The following is a 16,918-nucleotide window of genomic DNA, read 5'->3' as shown; positions in this document are numbered from 1 at the left end:
CGAGACCGCTCTACCGAACCGGACGTTCGATGCGCCAGCCGCTGGAAAACCCCTTCTACTACCTCGACAACTTTCAGCAGGTGCTGGCCTGGGTGGGCCTGCATCACGGCGACCTGCTGGACGACGAAGAGCGCGGCTTCATCGACCGTTTCGGGCAGCTTCCCCAGGCCTCGCGGGCGCTGCTGGTGCGCATGATCATGCGCAAGGGCCAGCTGTTCCGTGCCAGCAAGTTGCGCTATGCCGAAATCGGCTGCCCTCGGGCAGCGGCTCGGGCGCTCGTCGCGCTAGGTTGGGTGGACGCCGCCCCGTTACTGGATATCTCCCAGCTGTTCGGCCTGCTGAAAAAGGACGAATGCATCCTCGCACTGGGCCTGACCGCTGCCTCCGGTGTACGCAAGGCCGAGCTGCTCGGAGCCATGGCTGACGGACAGCACGACCCGCGCCCGCTCGCGCAATGGCACCCAGCGCTGGACGACGAGGTGTTCGAGCTGCGCATAGACCCGCTGTGCGAGCGGCTGCGGCTGATGTTCTTCGGCAACATCCACCAGGACTGGAGCGAGTTCGTGCTGGCCGACCTGGGCATCTACCGCTACGAGCAGGTGGCGTTCGCGCCTACCTCCCGCGCGTTCGCCAGCCGCGAGGACGTCGACGCCTACCTGCGCCTGCATCGCTGCCGCGAGCGCTTCGAGGCGGGAGATTCGCTGGACGAAGTGCTGGCCCAGATTCCCCCTTCTGCGTACCCCAACGAATGGCTGGAGAACCGTCGCGGCAAGCTGTTGCTGAGCGTGGCCCGGCAGTACGAGCGCGACGGTGAACTGCGCCGGGCCCTGGGGTTGTATGCCGGCATTCGCTATCCCGGTGCGCGCCAGCGCCATATCCGGGTGCTGGAACTCGGTGGCGAGACCGAGGCGGCGTTGCAGCTGGCATTGCTCGCCCTGGCCGCACCGAAAAGCGAAGCCGAGGCTCAGCAGGTGCAGCGCATGCTGCCGCGGCTGCGTCGCAGCCTGGGGCAGACACCACCACGTCGCGAGCCGGCGGCAGAGGTGGAACGCATCAATCTGCAGCTGCCCCAGCCGACATTGGGTATCTGCGTCGAACAGGTCGTGCTCGAGCATCTGAGCTGCGCCGATGCGCCGGTCTTCTACGTGGAAAACACCCTGCTCAATTCGCTGCTCGGCCTGCTTTGCTGGGAAGCCATCTTCGCGCCACTGCCGGGCGCCTTCTTTCATCCCTTTCACGCCGCGCCGGCCGATCTGGCACGTGCGGATTTCTATTCACGCCGCGCCGAAGCCTTCGAAGCCTGTCTGCAATCACTTCAGGATGGCAGCTACGGCGAGCGCATCCGCCGGCGCTACCGCGAGAAATTCGGCATCCAGTCCCAGTTCGTCAGCTGGACGCTGCTCGACGAAACGCTGCTGGAGCTCGCGCTGGACTGCCTGCCCGCAACCCACCTCGATGCCTGCTTCAGACGTATCCTGCTGGATGTACCCAACCACCGCAGCGGTCTGCCGGACCTGATCCAGTTCTGGCCATGCGAGCGACGCTATCGAATGATCGAGGTGAAGGGACCGGGCGATCGCCTGCAGGATAACCAGAAGCGCTGGCTCGCCCATGCCCGCCGGCACGAAATTCCGGTGGCGGTCTGCTACGTGCAATGGGCCGGGGCGTCGCCGTGAGCTATCGGGTCGCCGTTCGCGCGCTCTGCGAGTTCACCGCCAAGCAGGGCGATCTGGACCTGCGTTTCACCCCCTCGCCCACCGCGCAGGAAGGTATCGCCGGCCATGGGCAGGTCGCGGCTCGCCGTGGCGAAGGCTATGAACGGGAAGTGGCGCTGGAAGGCCACTACCGCAACCTGCAGGTACGTGGTCGCGCGGATGGCTACGACCCGGCAGCCAACCGCCTGGAAGAGGTCAAGACCTACCGGGGCGACCTCACCCGTCAGCCGGACAACCATCGTCAATTGCACTGGGCGCAGGCGAAGGTGTACGGCTGGCTGCTGTGCAAGGCCCGCGGCCTGCCATCGCTGAGCATCGCCCTGGTTTACTACGACGTCGTCACGCAGAAGGAAACGGCGATCGTCGAGACCTTCGCGGCCGAATCTCTGCGTGCCTTTTTCGAGATGCAGTGCGAGCGATTCATCGACTGGGCCGAGCAGGAAATGGCGCATCGCGCCTGCCGCGATCAGGCGCTGGACACCCTTCGGTTCCCCTATCGTGAATTCCGTGCCGGCCAGCGCCAGTTGGCGGAAGCGGTGTACAAGGCCGTCTGTACCGGCACCCACCTGATGGCCCAGGCGCCTACCGGCATCGGCAAGACGCTGGCCACGCTTTTTCCGCCGCTCAAGGCCTTTCCCGGCCAGAAGCTGGACAAGCTGTTCTTCCTCACCGCCAAGACTCCGGGGCGGCGCCTGGCGCTGGATGCCTTGAGCCGCCTGGCGCCAAGCGATGCGCCACTTGCGCTGCGGGTATTGGAACTGGTTGCCCGCGACAAGGCCTGCGAGCACCCCGATAAAGCCTGCCACGGTGAATCCTGTCCGCTGGCGAAGGGCTTCTACGATCGCTTGCCGGCGGCTCGCGCGGCCGCACTGTCATGCCCTCATCTGACCCAGGCCGCGTTACGCGAGATCGCCTTGCAGCATCAGGTCTGCCCCTATTACCTCGGCCAGGAAATGGCGCGCTGGGCCGATGTGGTCATCGGCGATTACAACTACTACTTCGACGTCAGCGCCCTGCTCCATGGATTGACGCAGGCCAACCAGTGGCGCATCTGCGTGCTGGTGGACGAAGCGCACAATTTGCTGGAGCGTGGCCGAAGCATGTACAGCGCCAGTCTGGATTTCCGCAATTTCAAGGACTTGCCTTCCTCTTCTCCAGAAGTTCTGAAGAAGTCCCTGCGGCGTATTCTGCGTTGCTGGCGCGAGCTGCACGCTGAACAGAACACGTCCTATGTCGTCCATTCGCAATTACCGGGCAAATTGATTTTCGCATTGCAGCAGGCCATCAGCGCCATCACCGAATACCTCGGCGAGCATCCGAGCGGACTCGACCCGGCGCTGCAAAACGCCTACTTCGAGGCGACGCACTTCTGCCGTATCGCCGAGCTGTTCGGCGAACATTCGCTGTTCGATTGCAGCCTGCTGTCAGCGCACCGGCAGAACGCCGGCCGGGGTTCGCTCCTGTGCATTCGCAACGTGCTACCGGCGCCTTTTCTGGAGCCACGCTTGCGGCAGGCGCGCACCGCCGTGCTGTTCTCCGCAACGCTCAGCCCACGTCAGTTCTACGCCGATACGCTGGGCTTGCCGGTGAACAACGTATGGCTCGAAGCGCAGTCGCCGTTCAGCGCCGAGCAATTGCAGGTCCGACTCGCGCGGCACATCTCGACGCGCTACGAGCACCGCAGCGCCTCGCTGCAGGCAGTGGTGCAGTTGCTGGCGCGCCAGTACCGGGCGCGCCCGGGCAACTACCTGGCATTCTTCAGCAGTTTCGATTACCTGCAGCAGGTCAGCGCCATGCTGGCCGCACAGCATCCCGACCTGCCGTTCTGGGAGCAGACGCGCGGCATGGGCGAAGCCGAGCGCGCAGTCTTTCTGGAGCGCTTCACCTGCGACAGTCGCGGCATCGGCTTCGCCGTACTGGGCGGAGCGTTCGGCGAAGGCATCGATCTGCCCGGCGAACGGCTGATCGGCGCCTTCATCGCTACCCTTGGGCTGCCGCAGATGAATCCGGTCAACGAGCAACTGAAGATCCGCATGGATGCCTTGTTCGGCAAGGGCTACGACTACACCTACCTCTACCCCGGTCTGCAAAAGGTGGTGCAGGCGGCCGGGCGCGTCATCCGTACCACCGAGGACCAGGGCGTGGTGCACCTGATCGACGATCGCTTCGCCCGTCCGCAGGTGCGGCGCCTGTTGCCCGGCTGGTGGCAAGTCACTGATTCGAGCGATTAGAGATACGTCATCCCATCACCTGATGATTGTTTTGGATTGCTTTTTCCAACACACCCTTTCCTGCTCTACCCCGCACAATTCAATGGCTACACACAAAAGCCAATAATCTTCGGACCTCAAATTCTTTCTGAAACGAGATTGACAAACCATCACTCCCAGCGATAATCGCTCATGTCATACGACAACTGATAACACTAAACTACAGCGCAGGTAGCAAGCAGTCGCGCTTCATCCGCCTCGTTCCAGCCCATGCGCCGTGGCGGCTACCAGAACCAGGGAGTACAACAACAATGATCCCACGCACGCCCCTCTCAGCCTCCGTGCTGGCAGGCACACTGTCGATGGCGCTTGGCATGCCCGCCCTCGCCCAGGAATCCGCAGGCTTCATCGACGGCAGCAGCGCAACGCTCAACCTGCGCAACTTCTACATCAACCGCAATTTCGTCGACCCGCTCTACGGCCAGAGCAAGGCTGAAGAATGGACGCAGAGCTTCATCTTCAACCTTCAGTCCGGTTACACGCAGGGGCCTGTCGGTTTCGGCGTCGATGTGCTGGGAATGGTCGCCGTCAAGCTCGATGGCGGTGGCGGCACCTACGGCACCGGCCTGCTCCCACGTGGCACCGACGGCACTCCCGCCGACAGCTTCGGGCGGCTGGCAGTCGCGGCCAAGGCCAAGTTCTCCGAGACCGAGCTGCGGATAGGCGAATGGCCCATCGTGCTGCCGGTGCTGCGCTCGGACGATGGCCGCTCGCTGACGCAGACCTTCCAGGGCGGCATGGTCACCTCGAAGGAAATCACCAATTTCACGCTCTACGGCGGCCAGATGCGCCAGAACAGCCCGCGTGACGATGGCAGCATGGAAGACATGATCTACCGGGACGGCATCAACGGCATCACCGCCACCTCCGACCGCTTCAACTTCGCCGGCGCCGAGTATGCCTTCGGCGAGAAAAGCAAGGTCGGCCTCTGGCATGCGCGCCTCGAGGACATCTATCAGCAGAGCTACGTCCAGTTCCAGCACGTCCATCCGCTGAGCGAAAGCCTGGCGCTCTCCGCCAACCTCGGCTATTTCACCGGCAAGGATGAAGGCAGTGCCCTGGCGGGCGAACTGGACAACAAGACCTACTCGGGCATGTTCGGCCTGCATGCAGGCGCCCACACAATCTATGTCGGCCTGCAGAAAGTGAGCGGCGACAACGGCTGGATGCGCGTCAATGGCACCAGCGGCGCGTCGCTGGCCAACGACAGCTTCAACTCCGCCTACGACGCCGGCAAGGAGCGCTCCTGGCAACTGCGTCACGACTACGATTTCGCCGGGCTCGGTATTCCCGGGCTGACCCTGATGAACCGCTACATCAGTGGCGACAACATCCATACCGCCACTATCGACGATGGCAAGGAATGGGGTCGTGAAACCGAACTGGCCTACACCGTGCAAAGCGGCGTGCTGAAGAGCCTGAACATCAAATGGCGCAACTCCAGCATGCGCCGCGACAGCTCATTCAGCCGCAACGAGTTCGACGAAAACCGTCTGATCTTCAACTACCCGATCTCGCTGCTGTAGATCCAGGCTCCTGGCAAGACGCAACTCTCCTCGTTCCTGTTGCGTAAAATTTCGGCCCGTCTTCGTGACGGGCTTTTTTTCAACAGTGACGCTTTCGTAGGGCCGAATTCATTCGGCCAGCGTCCTTGCCGTCACGGCCGAACAGGTTCAGCCTACGTCAGGTGCAGGCTGCAGCTCGCTGTCATCGTCTCGCCCGGCCCCAGCACCCGCATGCCATTCGCCAGCGGGTCCGGCATGCCCAGGGCATTGTTGGCATGGGACACCGGCTCCAGCGCGAACAGGCCTCTTTCAGCCTGCGGGGTGAAAACCACCAGATGATCCAGCGCGTGGCAAGCGTTGATCCGCAACTCGATGCCTCGCTGCGGCCACCGGATCCTCGCCTTGCCGTCCCATCCGCTGAAACAGTTGTCCAGCCCCGGTTCGTGCAGCGGCCTTGCGTCGTGGAAATCCCAATAGCCGGGGATATCGGAGCGCACGCGAGGCAGGTTCGCCTCGTCGCTCAGCCATACCGATTGCGCCCGGAACTGCACGTGCGGCACGCCAGGGCGCGCGAAATACGGATGCCAGCCCAGCCCCGCCGGCATGCTGCGTTCATCGAGGCTACGCAACGTCAGCCGCAGTTCGATGCGCGTCTCGTGCAGCTGCAGTTCGTGCTCCAGCTCGAACGCAAAGGGCCAGTCCAGCGCTTGGTCTCCGACGGGGCGATGGGTCAGCCGCAGGGTCATGCCGGTTTCGTCCTGATGGACCAGGGTCCAGGGTCGCTGCCAGGCAAGGCCATGGATCGGCAGGGAGAAATCCGCTGAGAGGGGGCGCAGCGGGTAATGCACGCCCTCATGCTCGAACCCTGAATCGCCGATCCGGTTGGAAAAAGGCGCCAGGACGAAGCAGCCACTGCATCGCACGTTGGCCTCGCCATTCCAGGGTCGCAGCAGATCGAAGCCCTGATAAGCCAGTCGGGTGATGGCGCCGCCGAGCTCGGGGCAAACCGAGAGGCTCAGGGGGCCTCGTTGCAGATGAATTTCCGGCAGCGTTGAAGAACTCTGCATGGCAAGGCCCCTGGCAATGTGGCGGGGCGTCAGACCGCCGTCAGCATTTCTCCCCGCTCGAGAAAGGAACGGAGGTTGTCGAACAGCAATTCTTCCATCGCCAGCCGGGTTTCCTCTGTGGCGCTGCCGATGTGCGGCAGCAGTACCACATTGGGCATTTCCAGCAGCGCCGGCGGCACCTGCGGCTCGTGCACGTAAACGTCCAGTCCTGCCCCGCCCAGGCGTCCATCCTGCAACGCGCTGACCAGGGCCGGCTCGTCTATCACCGAGCCGCGCGACACGTTGATCAGCACGCCCTGCGAACCCAATGCATCCATTACCGGGCGGTCGACGAGGTTGCGTGTATTCTCGCCGCCCGGGCAGGCCACGATCAGGAAGTCGCTCCAGCGCGCCAGTTCGTGCAGGCTCGCTTCATAGACATAGTCACAGCCGGCGAGCGGGCGCCGGTTGTGGTAGCGCACCTGCATCTCGAAACCGCTCGACCGCCTGGCTATGGCCGCGCCGATCCGACCGAGGCCGAGGATGCCCAGGCGCTTGCCGCTGACCCTGTGTCCGAGCGGTAGCTGCGCCCTGCCCCAGTTGCCGTCGCGTACGAAACGGTCGGCGCGGGACATCTGCCGCGCGCAGTCGATCAGCAGCCCGAACGCGAGATCGGCGACGCAATCATTCAGCACATCCGGTGTATTGCTGACCGGAATGCCGCACGCTCGCGCCGCGGCGACATCGATGGAGTCGTAACCCACGCCGAAGCTGCAGATGGCACGCAATCGAGGCAATCGCTCGATCAGCGCCGCACTGCAGCCGAAACGCGCGGAAGTCACCACCACCTCGATGCGCTGCGCATGCTCGGCGAGCAGCGCTTCGGCATCCGCCTGCCAGATCGGCAATACCTCGTGCTCGGCGGCCAGGGTTCGATTGAAACGTTCGCTGAGCGGGCCGAGTTGCAGAATGCAGGTCATGAAGAATCCTTGGTCGAGGCTGTAGTTTGCCGGTGACCTGGCGCGGCCCTTGTGCGAAACGCACAGTCGTCAGCCTCAGGTAACCGGCGCCGGGTTGAACAGCACTATATCGTTGTGCAGCCGATGCCGCTCAGCCCAGGTTCGCGTGCGACCGCTGGCCACGTCCAGGTAGTAGTGGAACAGCTCCCAGCCCAGCTCCTCGATGCTGGCGCGGCCTGCTGCGATGCGCCCGGCATCGATGTCGATCAGATCCGGCCAGCGTTCGGCGAGTTCGGTGCGGGTCGAGACCTTGACCACGGGCGCCATGGCCAGCCCATAAGGCGTGCCGCGTCCGGTGGTGAACACGTGAAGGTTCATTCCCGCCGCCAGTTGCAACGTGCCGCAGACGAAATCGCTGGCTGGCGTGGCGCAATAGATCAACCCCTTGCGGTTGTAGCGCTCGCCAGGGCCGAGCACGCCATTGATGGCGCTGCTGCCGGACTTGACGATGGAGCCCAGCGATTTCTCGACGATGTTCGACAGGCCGCCCTTCTTGTTGCCGGGCGTGGTGTTGGCGCTGCGGTCGGCGGCGCCACGCGCCAGGTAGCGGTCGTACCAGTCCATCTCGCGCACCAGCGCTTGGGCGACCTCCGGCGTTTCGGCGCGCGCGGTCAGCATGTAGATGGCATCCCGCACCTCAGTGACTTCGGAGAACATCACCGTGGCGCCGGCGCGAATCAGCAGGTCCGAGGCGAAACCCAGCACCGGGTTGGCGGTGATGCCGGAGAAGGCGTCGCTACCGCCGCACTGCATGCCGAGAATCAGCTCGGATACCGGTACGGTTTCGCGCCGCCGGCGGTCGAGCTTGCGCAGCCGCGTTTCGGCCAAGGCCATGATCTGCTCGATCATCTCGCCGAAACCGGTGCTCGATTCCTGCAGGCGATACAGCCAGGGCTCGCTCAGGTCCACCGACGCATCGTCCTCGTGCATGACCTGCTCGGCCTGCAGCTTTTCGCAGCCCAGACCGATGACCAGCGCTTCGCCGCCCAGGTTCGGGTTGCGTGCCAGGTTGCGCACGGTGCGAATCGGGATGTAGGCATCCTTGGCCGTGATCGCCACGCCGCAGCCGTAGTTGTGAGTCAGCGCCACCACGTCGTCGACGTTCGGATAGCGCGGCAGCAGTTCGCTGCGAATGCGCGCCACCGCATGTTCGAGCACACCCGCGACGCACTGCACGGTGGTGGTGATGCCAAGGATGTTGCGTGTGCCAACCGAGCCATCGGCGTTGCGATACCCTTCGAAGCTGTAGCCCTGCAGCGGCTCCAGTCTTGCTGGAACCGCGTCGGCCATGGGCAGGCTGTCCAGCGGCGGTGCCGACGGCATGCGCAGCTGGGTTTCCCTGACCCAGCCGCCGCGAGCGATGGGTTCGAGTGCGTAGCCGATGACCTGTCCGTAACGAATCACCGGCTGGCCGGTGGCGATGTCCGTCAACGCGATCTTGTGGCTTTGCGGGATGGGTTCGAGCGCGACCAGGCCGTCTTCGAACCGCGCACCGGCCGGAACGCCGCCGTCATTGACGATCACCGCGACGTTGTCCGCGTCGTTCAGGCGGATATGGCGAGGCGAATCCTGATGAGGAATCAACTGCATGGGTTCTGTCTCTTCCATTCGCTCAGCGCACCATGCAGGGCCGCTTGTTGTCGAAGGCCCAGTCCGGGAACAGGAAGCGCATGGCGATGGCATCGTCACGAGCGCCCAGACCCTTTTCCAGATACAGCGCGTGCGCTTTGGCCAGCGCGTCCCAGTCCAGCTCGACGCCGAGGCCCGGCTTGTGCGGCACCGTCACCTTGCCCCCGACGATCTGCAGCGGCTCGCGCGTCAGGTACTGGCCGTCCTGCCAGATCCAGTGGGTGTCGATGGCGGTGATCCTGCCGGGCGCGGCGGCGGCGACATGGGTGAACATGGCCAGGGAAATATCGAAGTGGTTGTTCGAATGCGAGCCCCAGGTCTGGCCCCAGTCGTGGCACATCTGCGCGACCCGCACCGAGCCGCTCATGGTCCAGAAATGCGGATCGGCCAGCGGAATGTCCACCGACTGCAACGCAATCGCATGGCCCATCTGCCGCCAGTCGGTGGCGATCATGTTGGTGGCGGTCGGCAGCCCGGTGGCACGACGGAACTCGGCCATGACCTCGCGACCGGAGTAGCCGTTTTCCGCGCCACAGGGGTCTTCGGCATAGGCCAGCACGCCGTGCAGGTCCCGGCACAGATCGATGGCCTCGGCCAATGACCAGGCGCCGTTGGGGTCGAGGGTGACGCGCGCCTCGGGAAAGCGCCTGGCCAGCGCGCGCACGGCCTTGACCTCCTCGCTGCCGGGCAACACACCGCCCTTGAGCTTGAAGTCCTTGAAGCCATAACGCGCGTATGCCGCTTCGGCCTGGCGGACGATGGCGTCCGGGGTCAGCGCCTCTTCATTGCGCACGCGAAACCAGGCCTCGGAGGCGTCCGATTCGTCGCGATAGCCCAGGTCGGTCCTGTTGCGATCGGCGATGAAGAACAGATAACCGAGCATTTCCACTTCGTCACGCTGCTGGCCATCGCCGAGCAGCGCCGCGACGGGTACGCCAAGATGCTGACCAAGCAGATCGAGCAGCGCCGACTCCAGTGCGGTGATGGCATGCACGGCGACACGCAGATCGAAGGTCTGCAAGCCGCGGCCTGCCGAATCGCGGTCGGCGAACGCCTGCCGGGCGCGGTTGAGTACGCCGTTGTAGTCGCCGACGGAGCGGCCGAGCACCAGGGTTCGCGCATCTTCAAGGGTCTGGCGAATGGCTTCGCCGCCCGGCACTTCGCCCACGCCGACATGGCCGGCGCTGTCCCTGAGAATCAGGATGTTGCGGGTAAACCAGGGGCCGTGGGCACCGCTCAGGTTGAGCAGCATGCTGTCCTGCCCGGCGACCGGGACCACCTGCAGGTCGGTAATCACCGGGGTGCCTTGATGTATCGGGTTGCTCATACACATCCCTCTATTTTGTTCTTGTGCCTTTGTCGATGCAGCCAGGTCGGGCGGCTCGACCTGGCTACTGCCCTTATCCGACGTAGGTGGTTTTCACCGTGGTGTAGAACTCCTGGGCATAGCGCCCCTGCTCCCGCGGGCCGTACGACGAACCTTTGCGACCACCGAACGGCACGTGGTAATCGACGCCCGCGGTCGGCAGGTTGACCATCACCATGCCTGCCTGGGCGTGGCGCTTGAAGTGATTGGCGTATTTCAGCGAGGTGGTGCAGATGCCTGCCGACAGACCGAACTCGGTGTCGTTGGCCATGGCCAGTGCTTCGTCATAGTCCTTGACGCGTACCACGCTGGCCACGGGGCCGAAGATCTCCTCGCGGCTGATACGCATGTCGGCCGTGGCGTCGACGAACAGCGTAGGCGCCAGGAAATATCCCTCGCTACCGCAGTTCACGCGTTCGCCGCCGCAGGCCAGGCGAGCGCCTTCCTGCTTGCCAACGGCGATGTAGTTCAGGTCCTGATCGAGCTGGGCCTGGGACACCACGGGGCCGACATGGATGCCCTTCTCCAGCGCCGAACCGACCTTGATCTTGCCGATACGCTCGACCATGGCCGCGACGAAGCGGTCGTAGATGCCTTCTGTGACGATCAGGCGGCTGGATGCCGTGCAACGCTGGCCGGTGGAGTAGAAGGCGCTCTGGGTCGCGAGTTCGACGGCCGTATCGAGGTCGGCATCATCGAGGATGATCTGCGGGTTCTTGCCGCCCATCTCCAGCTGGACCTTGGCCCCGCGGTTGACGCAGGCAGCGGCGATGCCGCGGCCGACACCCACCGAGCCGGTAAAGCTGATGCCATCGACTCGCGCATCCTTGACCAACGCCTCACCGACTTCACTCCCCTTGCCCATCACCAGGTTGAACACCCCGGCGGGGAAACCCGCGCGCGAGATGATCTCGGCGATGGCCCAGGCGCAACCCGGTACCAGGTCGGCCGGCTTGATCACCACACAGTTACCGTAGGCCAGCGCTGGGGCGATCTTCCAGGCGGGAATGGCGATGGGGAAATTCCATGGCGTGATCAGGCCGATCACCCCCAGCGGCTCGCGTGTCACCTCGACACTCACGCCCGGGCGAACCGACTGCAGCACTTCCCCGGCCTGGCGCAGGCATTCGCCGGCGAAGAACTTGAAGATATTGCCCGCGCGGGCGACCTCGCCGATGGCTTCGGGCAGGGTCTTGCCCTCCTCGCGCGCCAGCAGCGTGCCCAGCTCCTCGCGTCGGGCGAGGATTTCCAGCCCGACCTTTTCCAGCGCATCGGCACGCGCCTGGATGCCGCCGGCGGACCAGGCGGGAAACGCCTTGCGCGCCGCTGCTATCGCCGCGTCCACCTGTGCCGCGTCGGCCTGGGCGTATTCACCGATGACATCGGACAGGTCGGATGGGTTGATGTTGGCCTGGTACTGGTTGCCAGCGACCCATTGGCCGTCGATGTAGTTGTCGTAACGTTGCAGGTCTGCCACGGAGCGCTCCTTCTGGGCTGCCACCAGTCAGCCGGCGGCTTTCTGGTGGTCGGGCGATGGATGGGTGGGATGGACCGTCACTGCGCGCCTTGCTTCTCGATCAGCGCGGCAAGCCGCTCGTATTCATCGGGCAGCAGTTCGGTCAGCGGCGCACGCACCGGCCCCGCATCGTGCCCCGCGATACGAGCGCCGGCCTTGACGATGCTGACCGCGTAGCCCTTGCGACGGTTGCGAATGTCCAGGTACGGCAGGAAGAAATCATCGATCAGCTTGCCGACGGTCTCGTGATCGTCACGGCTGACGGCTTCGTAGAAGCGCATCGCGGTCCTGGGGATGAAGTTGAATACCGCCGACGAATACACCGGCACGCCAAGCGCCTTGTAGGCGGCGGCATAGACTTCCGCAGTCGGCAAGCCGCCGAGGTAGGCCAGGCGATCGCCGAGGCGACGGCGGATCGATACCATCAGCTCGACGTCGCCGAGGCCGTCCTTGTAACCGACCAGGTTGGGACAGCGCTCGACCAGCTGTTCCAGATGGCTGGCGGTAAGGCGGCAGACATTGCGGTTGTACACCACCACACCGATCTTCACCGACTTGCAGACCTGCTCGACATGCGCCGCAACGCCATCCTGGCTGGCTTCGGTCAGATAATGCGGCAGCAGCAGCAAGCCCTTGGCGCCCAGCCGCTCGGCTTCCTGGGCATAGGCGATCGCCTGACGGGTCGGGCCGCCGACACCGGCCAGAATCGGCACCTGCCCTGCGCAGGTATCGACAGCCGTCCTGATGACTTCGGGGTATTCCTGCGGAGTCAGCGAGAAGAACTCGCCGGTGCCACCCGCAGCGAACAGCGCCTTGGCCCCGTATGGCGCCAGCCATTCGAGGCGCTTGATATAGCCGCTGCGACTGAAGTCGCCCTGCTGGTCGAAATCGGTGACCGGAAAGGACAGCAGACCAGAAGAGAGAATGGCCTTCAGTTCTTGTGGGTTCATTGTTCTAGCATCCTTAGACATTTCCAGAGAGGGGTAAGGACATGGCCTTGGATATACGTTATCGTACAACTTTAGAGTTGTCACCACTCCTCTCGAATTATTCTTCGCGCCGCCGAATGCCCGATGAAATCCGGATAGGCCAGTAAATCAGCTGATGTCAGCTTCAGGCCCGTTTGACAGGAAAGCGCTCACTGGTAGAAAAATTCGCATTGTCATATGACAACTTATAAGTTATTTCTAGGTGGCTCGCATCGACGGCACCGCGCGGGCTCGACGATGGATATCCCTTCCCGACTACGGTCGTCAGTCAGAAACGGAGCAATACGGAAGATGCCAGAACAAAAGAAGACAACCCCGGTGGTGCAGGACATGCAGGTCATTCCCGTCGCCGGTCACGACAGCATGCTGCTCAACCTCTGTGGCGCTCATGCCCCCTGGTTCACCCGCAACCTGGTGATCCTCAAGGACAGCGCCGGCCGCACGGGGCTGGGAGAAGTACCGGGCGGCGAAGGGATTCGGCGCGCACTGGAGCACAGCCGGGCGCTGGTGATCGGTCAGCCGCTGGGGCGCTACAACGGCATTCTCAACGATCTGCGACGCGCGATTGCCGGAGGCGCCGCCGGCGGGCCGCAAACCACCCGACACCAGGTGACGTCCGATGCCGAGGCCGCCGTGCTCAAGCAGCCGCATGAAATCAACCTGCGCCTGGACAATGTCGTCACCGCCGTCGAGGCCGCCCTGCTCGACCTGCTCGGCCAGCACCTCGAGGTACCGGTGGCAGAACTGCTCGGCAGTGGCCAGCAACGCGACAGCGTGCCCATGCTGGCCTACCTCTTCTACATAGGTGACCGAAGCCGTACCGACCTTCCCTACCTCGCTGGCTCGGGTTCGGGGCACAGCTGGTACCACATTCGCCACCAGGCAGCGATGACGCCCGAGTCGATCGTTCGACTGGCCGAAGGGGCTTACGCACGCTACGGCTTCAAGGATTTCAAGCTCAAGGGCGGGGTCATGTCCGGCCACGAGGAGATGAAGGCCATCGCCGGTATCAAGGCGCGCTTCCCCGAGGCGCGCGTCACACTGGACCCCAACGGCGCCTGGTCGCTCGAAGAGGCCATCGCGCTCTGCCAAGGCCAGGGCCACCTGCTCGCCTACGCCGAAGACCCCTGCGGGCCTGAAAACGGCTACTCCGGTCGAGAGATCATGGCGGAATTCAAACGGGCCACGGGCATCCCTACGGCGACCAACATGGTCGCCACCGACTGGCGACAGATGGGCCACTCATTGCGCCTGGATGCGGTCGACATTCCCCTGGCCGATCCGCATTTCTGGACGATGCAGGGCTCGGTGCGCCTGGCGCAGATGTGCGAGCAGCTCGGCCTGACCTGGGGCTCGCATTCGAACAATCATTTCGACGTTTCCCTGGCCATGTTCACCCATGCCGCAGCGGCCGCACCGGGCAACATCACCGCCATCGACACTCACTGGATCTGGCAGGAAGGCCAGGAGCGCCTCACGCGCGAGCCCCTGCAGATCGTCGGCGGCGAGGTTCGAGTGCCGGACAAGCCAGGTCTTGGCATCGAACCCGACATGGAGCGGATCATGGCGGCTCACGAGCTGTACAAGCAGGTCGCGGTCGGTGCCCGAGACGACGCCATGGCCATGCAGTATCTGATTCCGGGCTGGCGGTACGATCCCAAGCGGCCAAGCCTGGGCAGATGACGACCTGCACGAGCCTCCCGCGGGCTCGCTGGCTCGATCTCGATCCTGCATGCCGCACGGCCAGCGCCGCCTGGCCTTCGCGGCATTGGACAAGCCCCACGTCGTCATACAACGCTCGATGCGATTTGTCGAAGTACCACACCACAACGAAAGCACGTCGGCATTCGACATTCGGCGAACAGGCAAGACCCACGCCTGTCTGTAATCTTTCCCTGCTTTCGGGTAAATGCACGTCAATCAAGGCTTACACGTATCTTATGCAAGGTTTTCACTCATCGAAAAAAAGCGATTACGGATTGCATTGCGCGGGTTGACAAGCGTCAGGGCCGAGCAAATAATCCATGTCATACGACAACCGATGACAACAAACAATAAGCGATGGGACAGACCCACATGACAAGCAAGACCACCCCGCCTACTCCCTTCAATCGCCTCCTGCTCACCGGTGCTGCGGGCGGCCTGGGCAAGGTATTGCGCGAAACGCTCGCGCCCTACGCCAAGATTCTACGTCTCTCCGACATCGCCCCCATGGCTCCCGCCGCCAGCCCTCACGAGGAAGTGGTGCCTTGCGACCTGTCCGACAAGAACGCCGTGCATGCGTTGCTCGAGGGCGTCGACGCCATCTGCCATTTCGGCGGCGTTTCAGTGGAACGCCCCTTCGAGGAAATTCTCGGGGCCAATATCTGCGGCGTTTTTCATGTCTATGAAGCCGCACGTCGGCATGGCATCAAGCGCATCGTGTTCGCCAGCTCCAATCACGTCATCGGCTTCTACGAACAGAGTGAAACCCTGGATGCCAATGCCCGTCGCCGTCCCGACGGTTACTACGGGCTTTCCAAATCCTACGGCGAAGACCTGGCCAGCTTCTATTTCGACCGCTACGGCATCGAGACGGTGAGCATCCGGATCGGCTCCTCGTTTCCCGAACCGCAGAATCGACGAATGATGTCCACCTGGCTCAGCTATCGCGATCTCACCCATCTGCTGGAGCGCGCCCTCTTCACGCCTGACGTCGGCCATACCGTCGTCTATGGCATGTCGGCCAATCGCGACGTCTGGTGGGACAACCACCTGGCCGCGCATCTCGGCTTCGAGCCCCAGGACAGTTCGGAGATTTTCCGCAGCAAGGTCGAAGCCCAGCCCGCGCCCGAGCCGGGTGACCCGGTGGCGATATACCAGGGCGGCGCCTTCGTCGCGGCCGGCCCCTTCGACTGAGAATCTGAACATCGTCGGCCATAACAACAAGAGAACCGCAGATGCCCAGCCAAGCCGAACTCATTGTCGATGCCCGCAACGCAACCGGTGAAAGCCCCGTATGGATTGCCGCCGAACAGGCGCTCTACTGGGTCGACATACCCAACCAGCAACTGCTGCGCTGGCGCGCTGTCGACCAGCTGCTCGACCGCTGGACCGGGGACCAGATGCTTGCCTGCATCGCCCGTCGGCAAGGCGCCGATAATCGCTGGGTCGCCGGCATGGAAAGCGGTCTGTTCGAGATCGCCCCGCGGGATGACGGCAGCCTTGCCGCCACGCCTATCGCCCATGTTGCCCACGAACATGCCGGCATGCGCTTCAACGATGGCCGTTGCGACCGCCAGGGACGTTTCTGGGCCGGTACCATGGTCCAGGACATGGCCGCCGGCATTGCGGCCGGCGCGCTCTACCGTCTCGATGCCGATAGCGAACCCCAGTCGGTCCTGCGCGGGTTCATCGTACCCAACGGCCTGAGTTTCAGCCCCGACGGCCGCACGATGTACCTGTCCGATTCTCACCCCAGCGTGCAGAAGATCTGGGCATTCGACTACGACACGGACAGCGGCACGCCCACCAACCGCCGCCTGTTCGTCGATATGAGCCAGTACCCAGGCCGCCCCGACGGCGCCGCGGTGGATGTCGCTGGCTGCTACTGGATCTGCGGCAACGACGCCGGTCTGATCCATCGTTTCACTCCTGACGGCCGCCTCGATCGCTCACTGGCCGTCCCTGTGAAGAAACCGAGCATGTGCGCATTCGGCGGCAGTCGGCTGGACACACTCTTCGTCACCTCCATCCGCCCGAGCGGCGATCTGTCCGACCAGCCGCTGGCCGGCGGCGTGTTCGCCCTCCACCCGGGCGTCACCGGACTGGAGGAGCCGTTTTTCCGTTAAGCATTATTACCAGGCGGCTGGCTCTGCCGACGC

At 63.8% G+C, this 16,918-nt stretch carries 12 protein-coding genes; 6 read left to right on the top strand and 6 right to left on the bottom strand.

Going from position 1 to position 16,918, the window contains the following annotated elements; all coding sequences use genetic code 11:
• Positions 1 to 29 precede the first annotated feature (29 nt).
• From EA795_RS05175 to EA795_RS05165, 3 genes are all read left to right on the top strand, one after another.
• A complete protein-coding gene (locus EA795_RS05175; RefSeq protein WP_122075924.1) occupies positions 30 to 1,676 on the top strand; it encodes a VRR-NUC domain-containing protein in 1,647 nt (548 codons plus the stop codon).
• Entirely contained in the window at positions 1,673 to 3,946 is a 2,274-nt protein-coding gene (locus EA795_RS05170) for an ATP-dependent DNA helicase (protein ID WP_122076046.1), read from the top strand. The genes EA795_RS05175 and EA795_RS05170 overlap by 4 nt, the downstream gene beginning before the upstream one ends.
• A gap of 290 nt (positions 3,947 to 4,236) precedes the next feature.
• Positions 4,237 to 5,511: an OprD family porin gene (locus tag EA795_RS05165; RefSeq protein WP_122075921.1), complete on the top strand. Its 1,275-nt coding sequence runs from the start codon at positions 4,237 to 4,239 to the stop codon at positions 5,509 to 5,511.
• A 152-nt stretch (positions 5,512 to 5,663) separates the two neighbouring features.
• On the opposite strand, the gene EA795_RS05160 is transcribed toward EA795_RS05165, so the two are convergent.
• The 6 genes from EA795_RS05160 to kdgD form a co-directional block, all read right to left on the bottom strand.
• The gene (locus tag EA795_RS05160) at positions 5,664 to 6,557 is read right to left on the bottom strand and encodes an aldose 1-epimerase (protein WP_122075919.1); all 894 of its coding nucleotides are present in this window, start codon (positions 6,555 to 6,557) and stop codon (positions 5,664 to 5,666) included.
• A gap of 29 nt (positions 6,558 to 6,586) precedes the next feature.
• On the bottom strand, positions 6,587 to 7,516 hold the full coding sequence (locus EA795_RS05155; RefSeq protein ID WP_122075916.1) for a 2-hydroxyacid dehydrogenase: 930 nt from the start codon (positions 7,514 to 7,516) through the stop codon (positions 6,587 to 6,589).
• A 75-nt stretch (positions 7,517 to 7,591) separates the two neighbouring features.
• Positions 7,592 to 9,145, bottom strand: a complete 1,554-nt coding sequence (gene garD, locus EA795_RS05150; protein ID WP_122075914.1) for a galactarate dehydratase — start codon at positions 9,143 to 9,145, stop codon at positions 7,592 to 7,594.
• A gap of 22 nt (positions 9,146 to 9,167) precedes the next feature.
• Complete coding sequence (gene gudD, locus EA795_RS05145) at positions 9,168 to 10,511, bottom strand: glucarate dehydratase (RefSeq protein ID WP_122075912.1); 1,344 nt, start codon at positions 10,509 to 10,511, stop codon at positions 9,168 to 9,170.
• A gap of 73 nt (positions 10,512 to 10,584) precedes the next feature.
• The gene (locus EA795_RS05140; RefSeq protein WP_122075910.1) at positions 10,585 to 12,027 is read right to left on the bottom strand and encodes an aldehyde dehydrogenase family protein; all 1,443 of its coding nucleotides are present in this window, start codon (positions 12,025 to 12,027) and stop codon (positions 10,585 to 10,587) included.
• Between the two features lie 77 nt (positions 12,028 to 12,104).
• Positions 12,105 to 13,016 (bottom strand): 5-dehydro-4-deoxyglucarate dehydratase, encoded by a 912-nt coding sequence (kdgD, locus tag EA795_RS05135; RefSeq protein WP_014852887.1) that lies wholly within the window; start codon positions 13,014 to 13,016, stop codon positions 12,105 to 12,107.
• Between the two features lie 330 nt (positions 13,017 to 13,346).
• On the opposite strand from kdgD, the gene EA795_RS05130 reads away from it, so the two are divergent.
• From EA795_RS05130 to EA795_RS05120, 3 genes are all read left to right on the top strand, one after another.
• On the top strand, positions 13,347 to 14,738 hold the full coding sequence (locus tag EA795_RS05130; protein ID WP_122075908.1) for an enolase C-terminal domain-like protein: 1,392 nt from the start codon (positions 13,347 to 13,349) through the stop codon (positions 14,736 to 14,738).
• Between the two features lie 393 nt (positions 14,739 to 15,131).
• Positions 15,132 to 15,953, top strand: coding sequence for an NAD-dependent epimerase/dehydratase family protein (locus EA795_RS05125; RefSeq protein ID WP_122076044.1), 822 nt, complete (start codon positions 15,132 to 15,134; stop codon positions 15,951 to 15,953).
• 41 nt (positions 15,954 to 15,994) lie between these two features.
• Positions 15,995 to 16,885: an SMP-30/gluconolactonase/LRE family protein gene (locus EA795_RS05120; protein ID WP_122075906.1), complete on the top strand. Its 891-nt coding sequence runs from the start codon at positions 15,995 to 15,997 to the stop codon at positions 16,883 to 16,885.
• The last annotated feature ends 33 nt before the right edge of the window (positions 16,886 to 16,918 follow it).

The organism is Stutzerimonas nitrititolerans (assembly GCF_003696285.1).
Lineage (GTDB): Bacteria > Pseudomonadota > Gammaproteobacteria > Pseudomonadales > Pseudomonadaceae > Stutzerimonas > Stutzerimonas nitrititolerans.
Note: the sequence above shows the minus strand (reverse complement) of the source record. Positions and strands in the feature narration are given on the sequence as shown.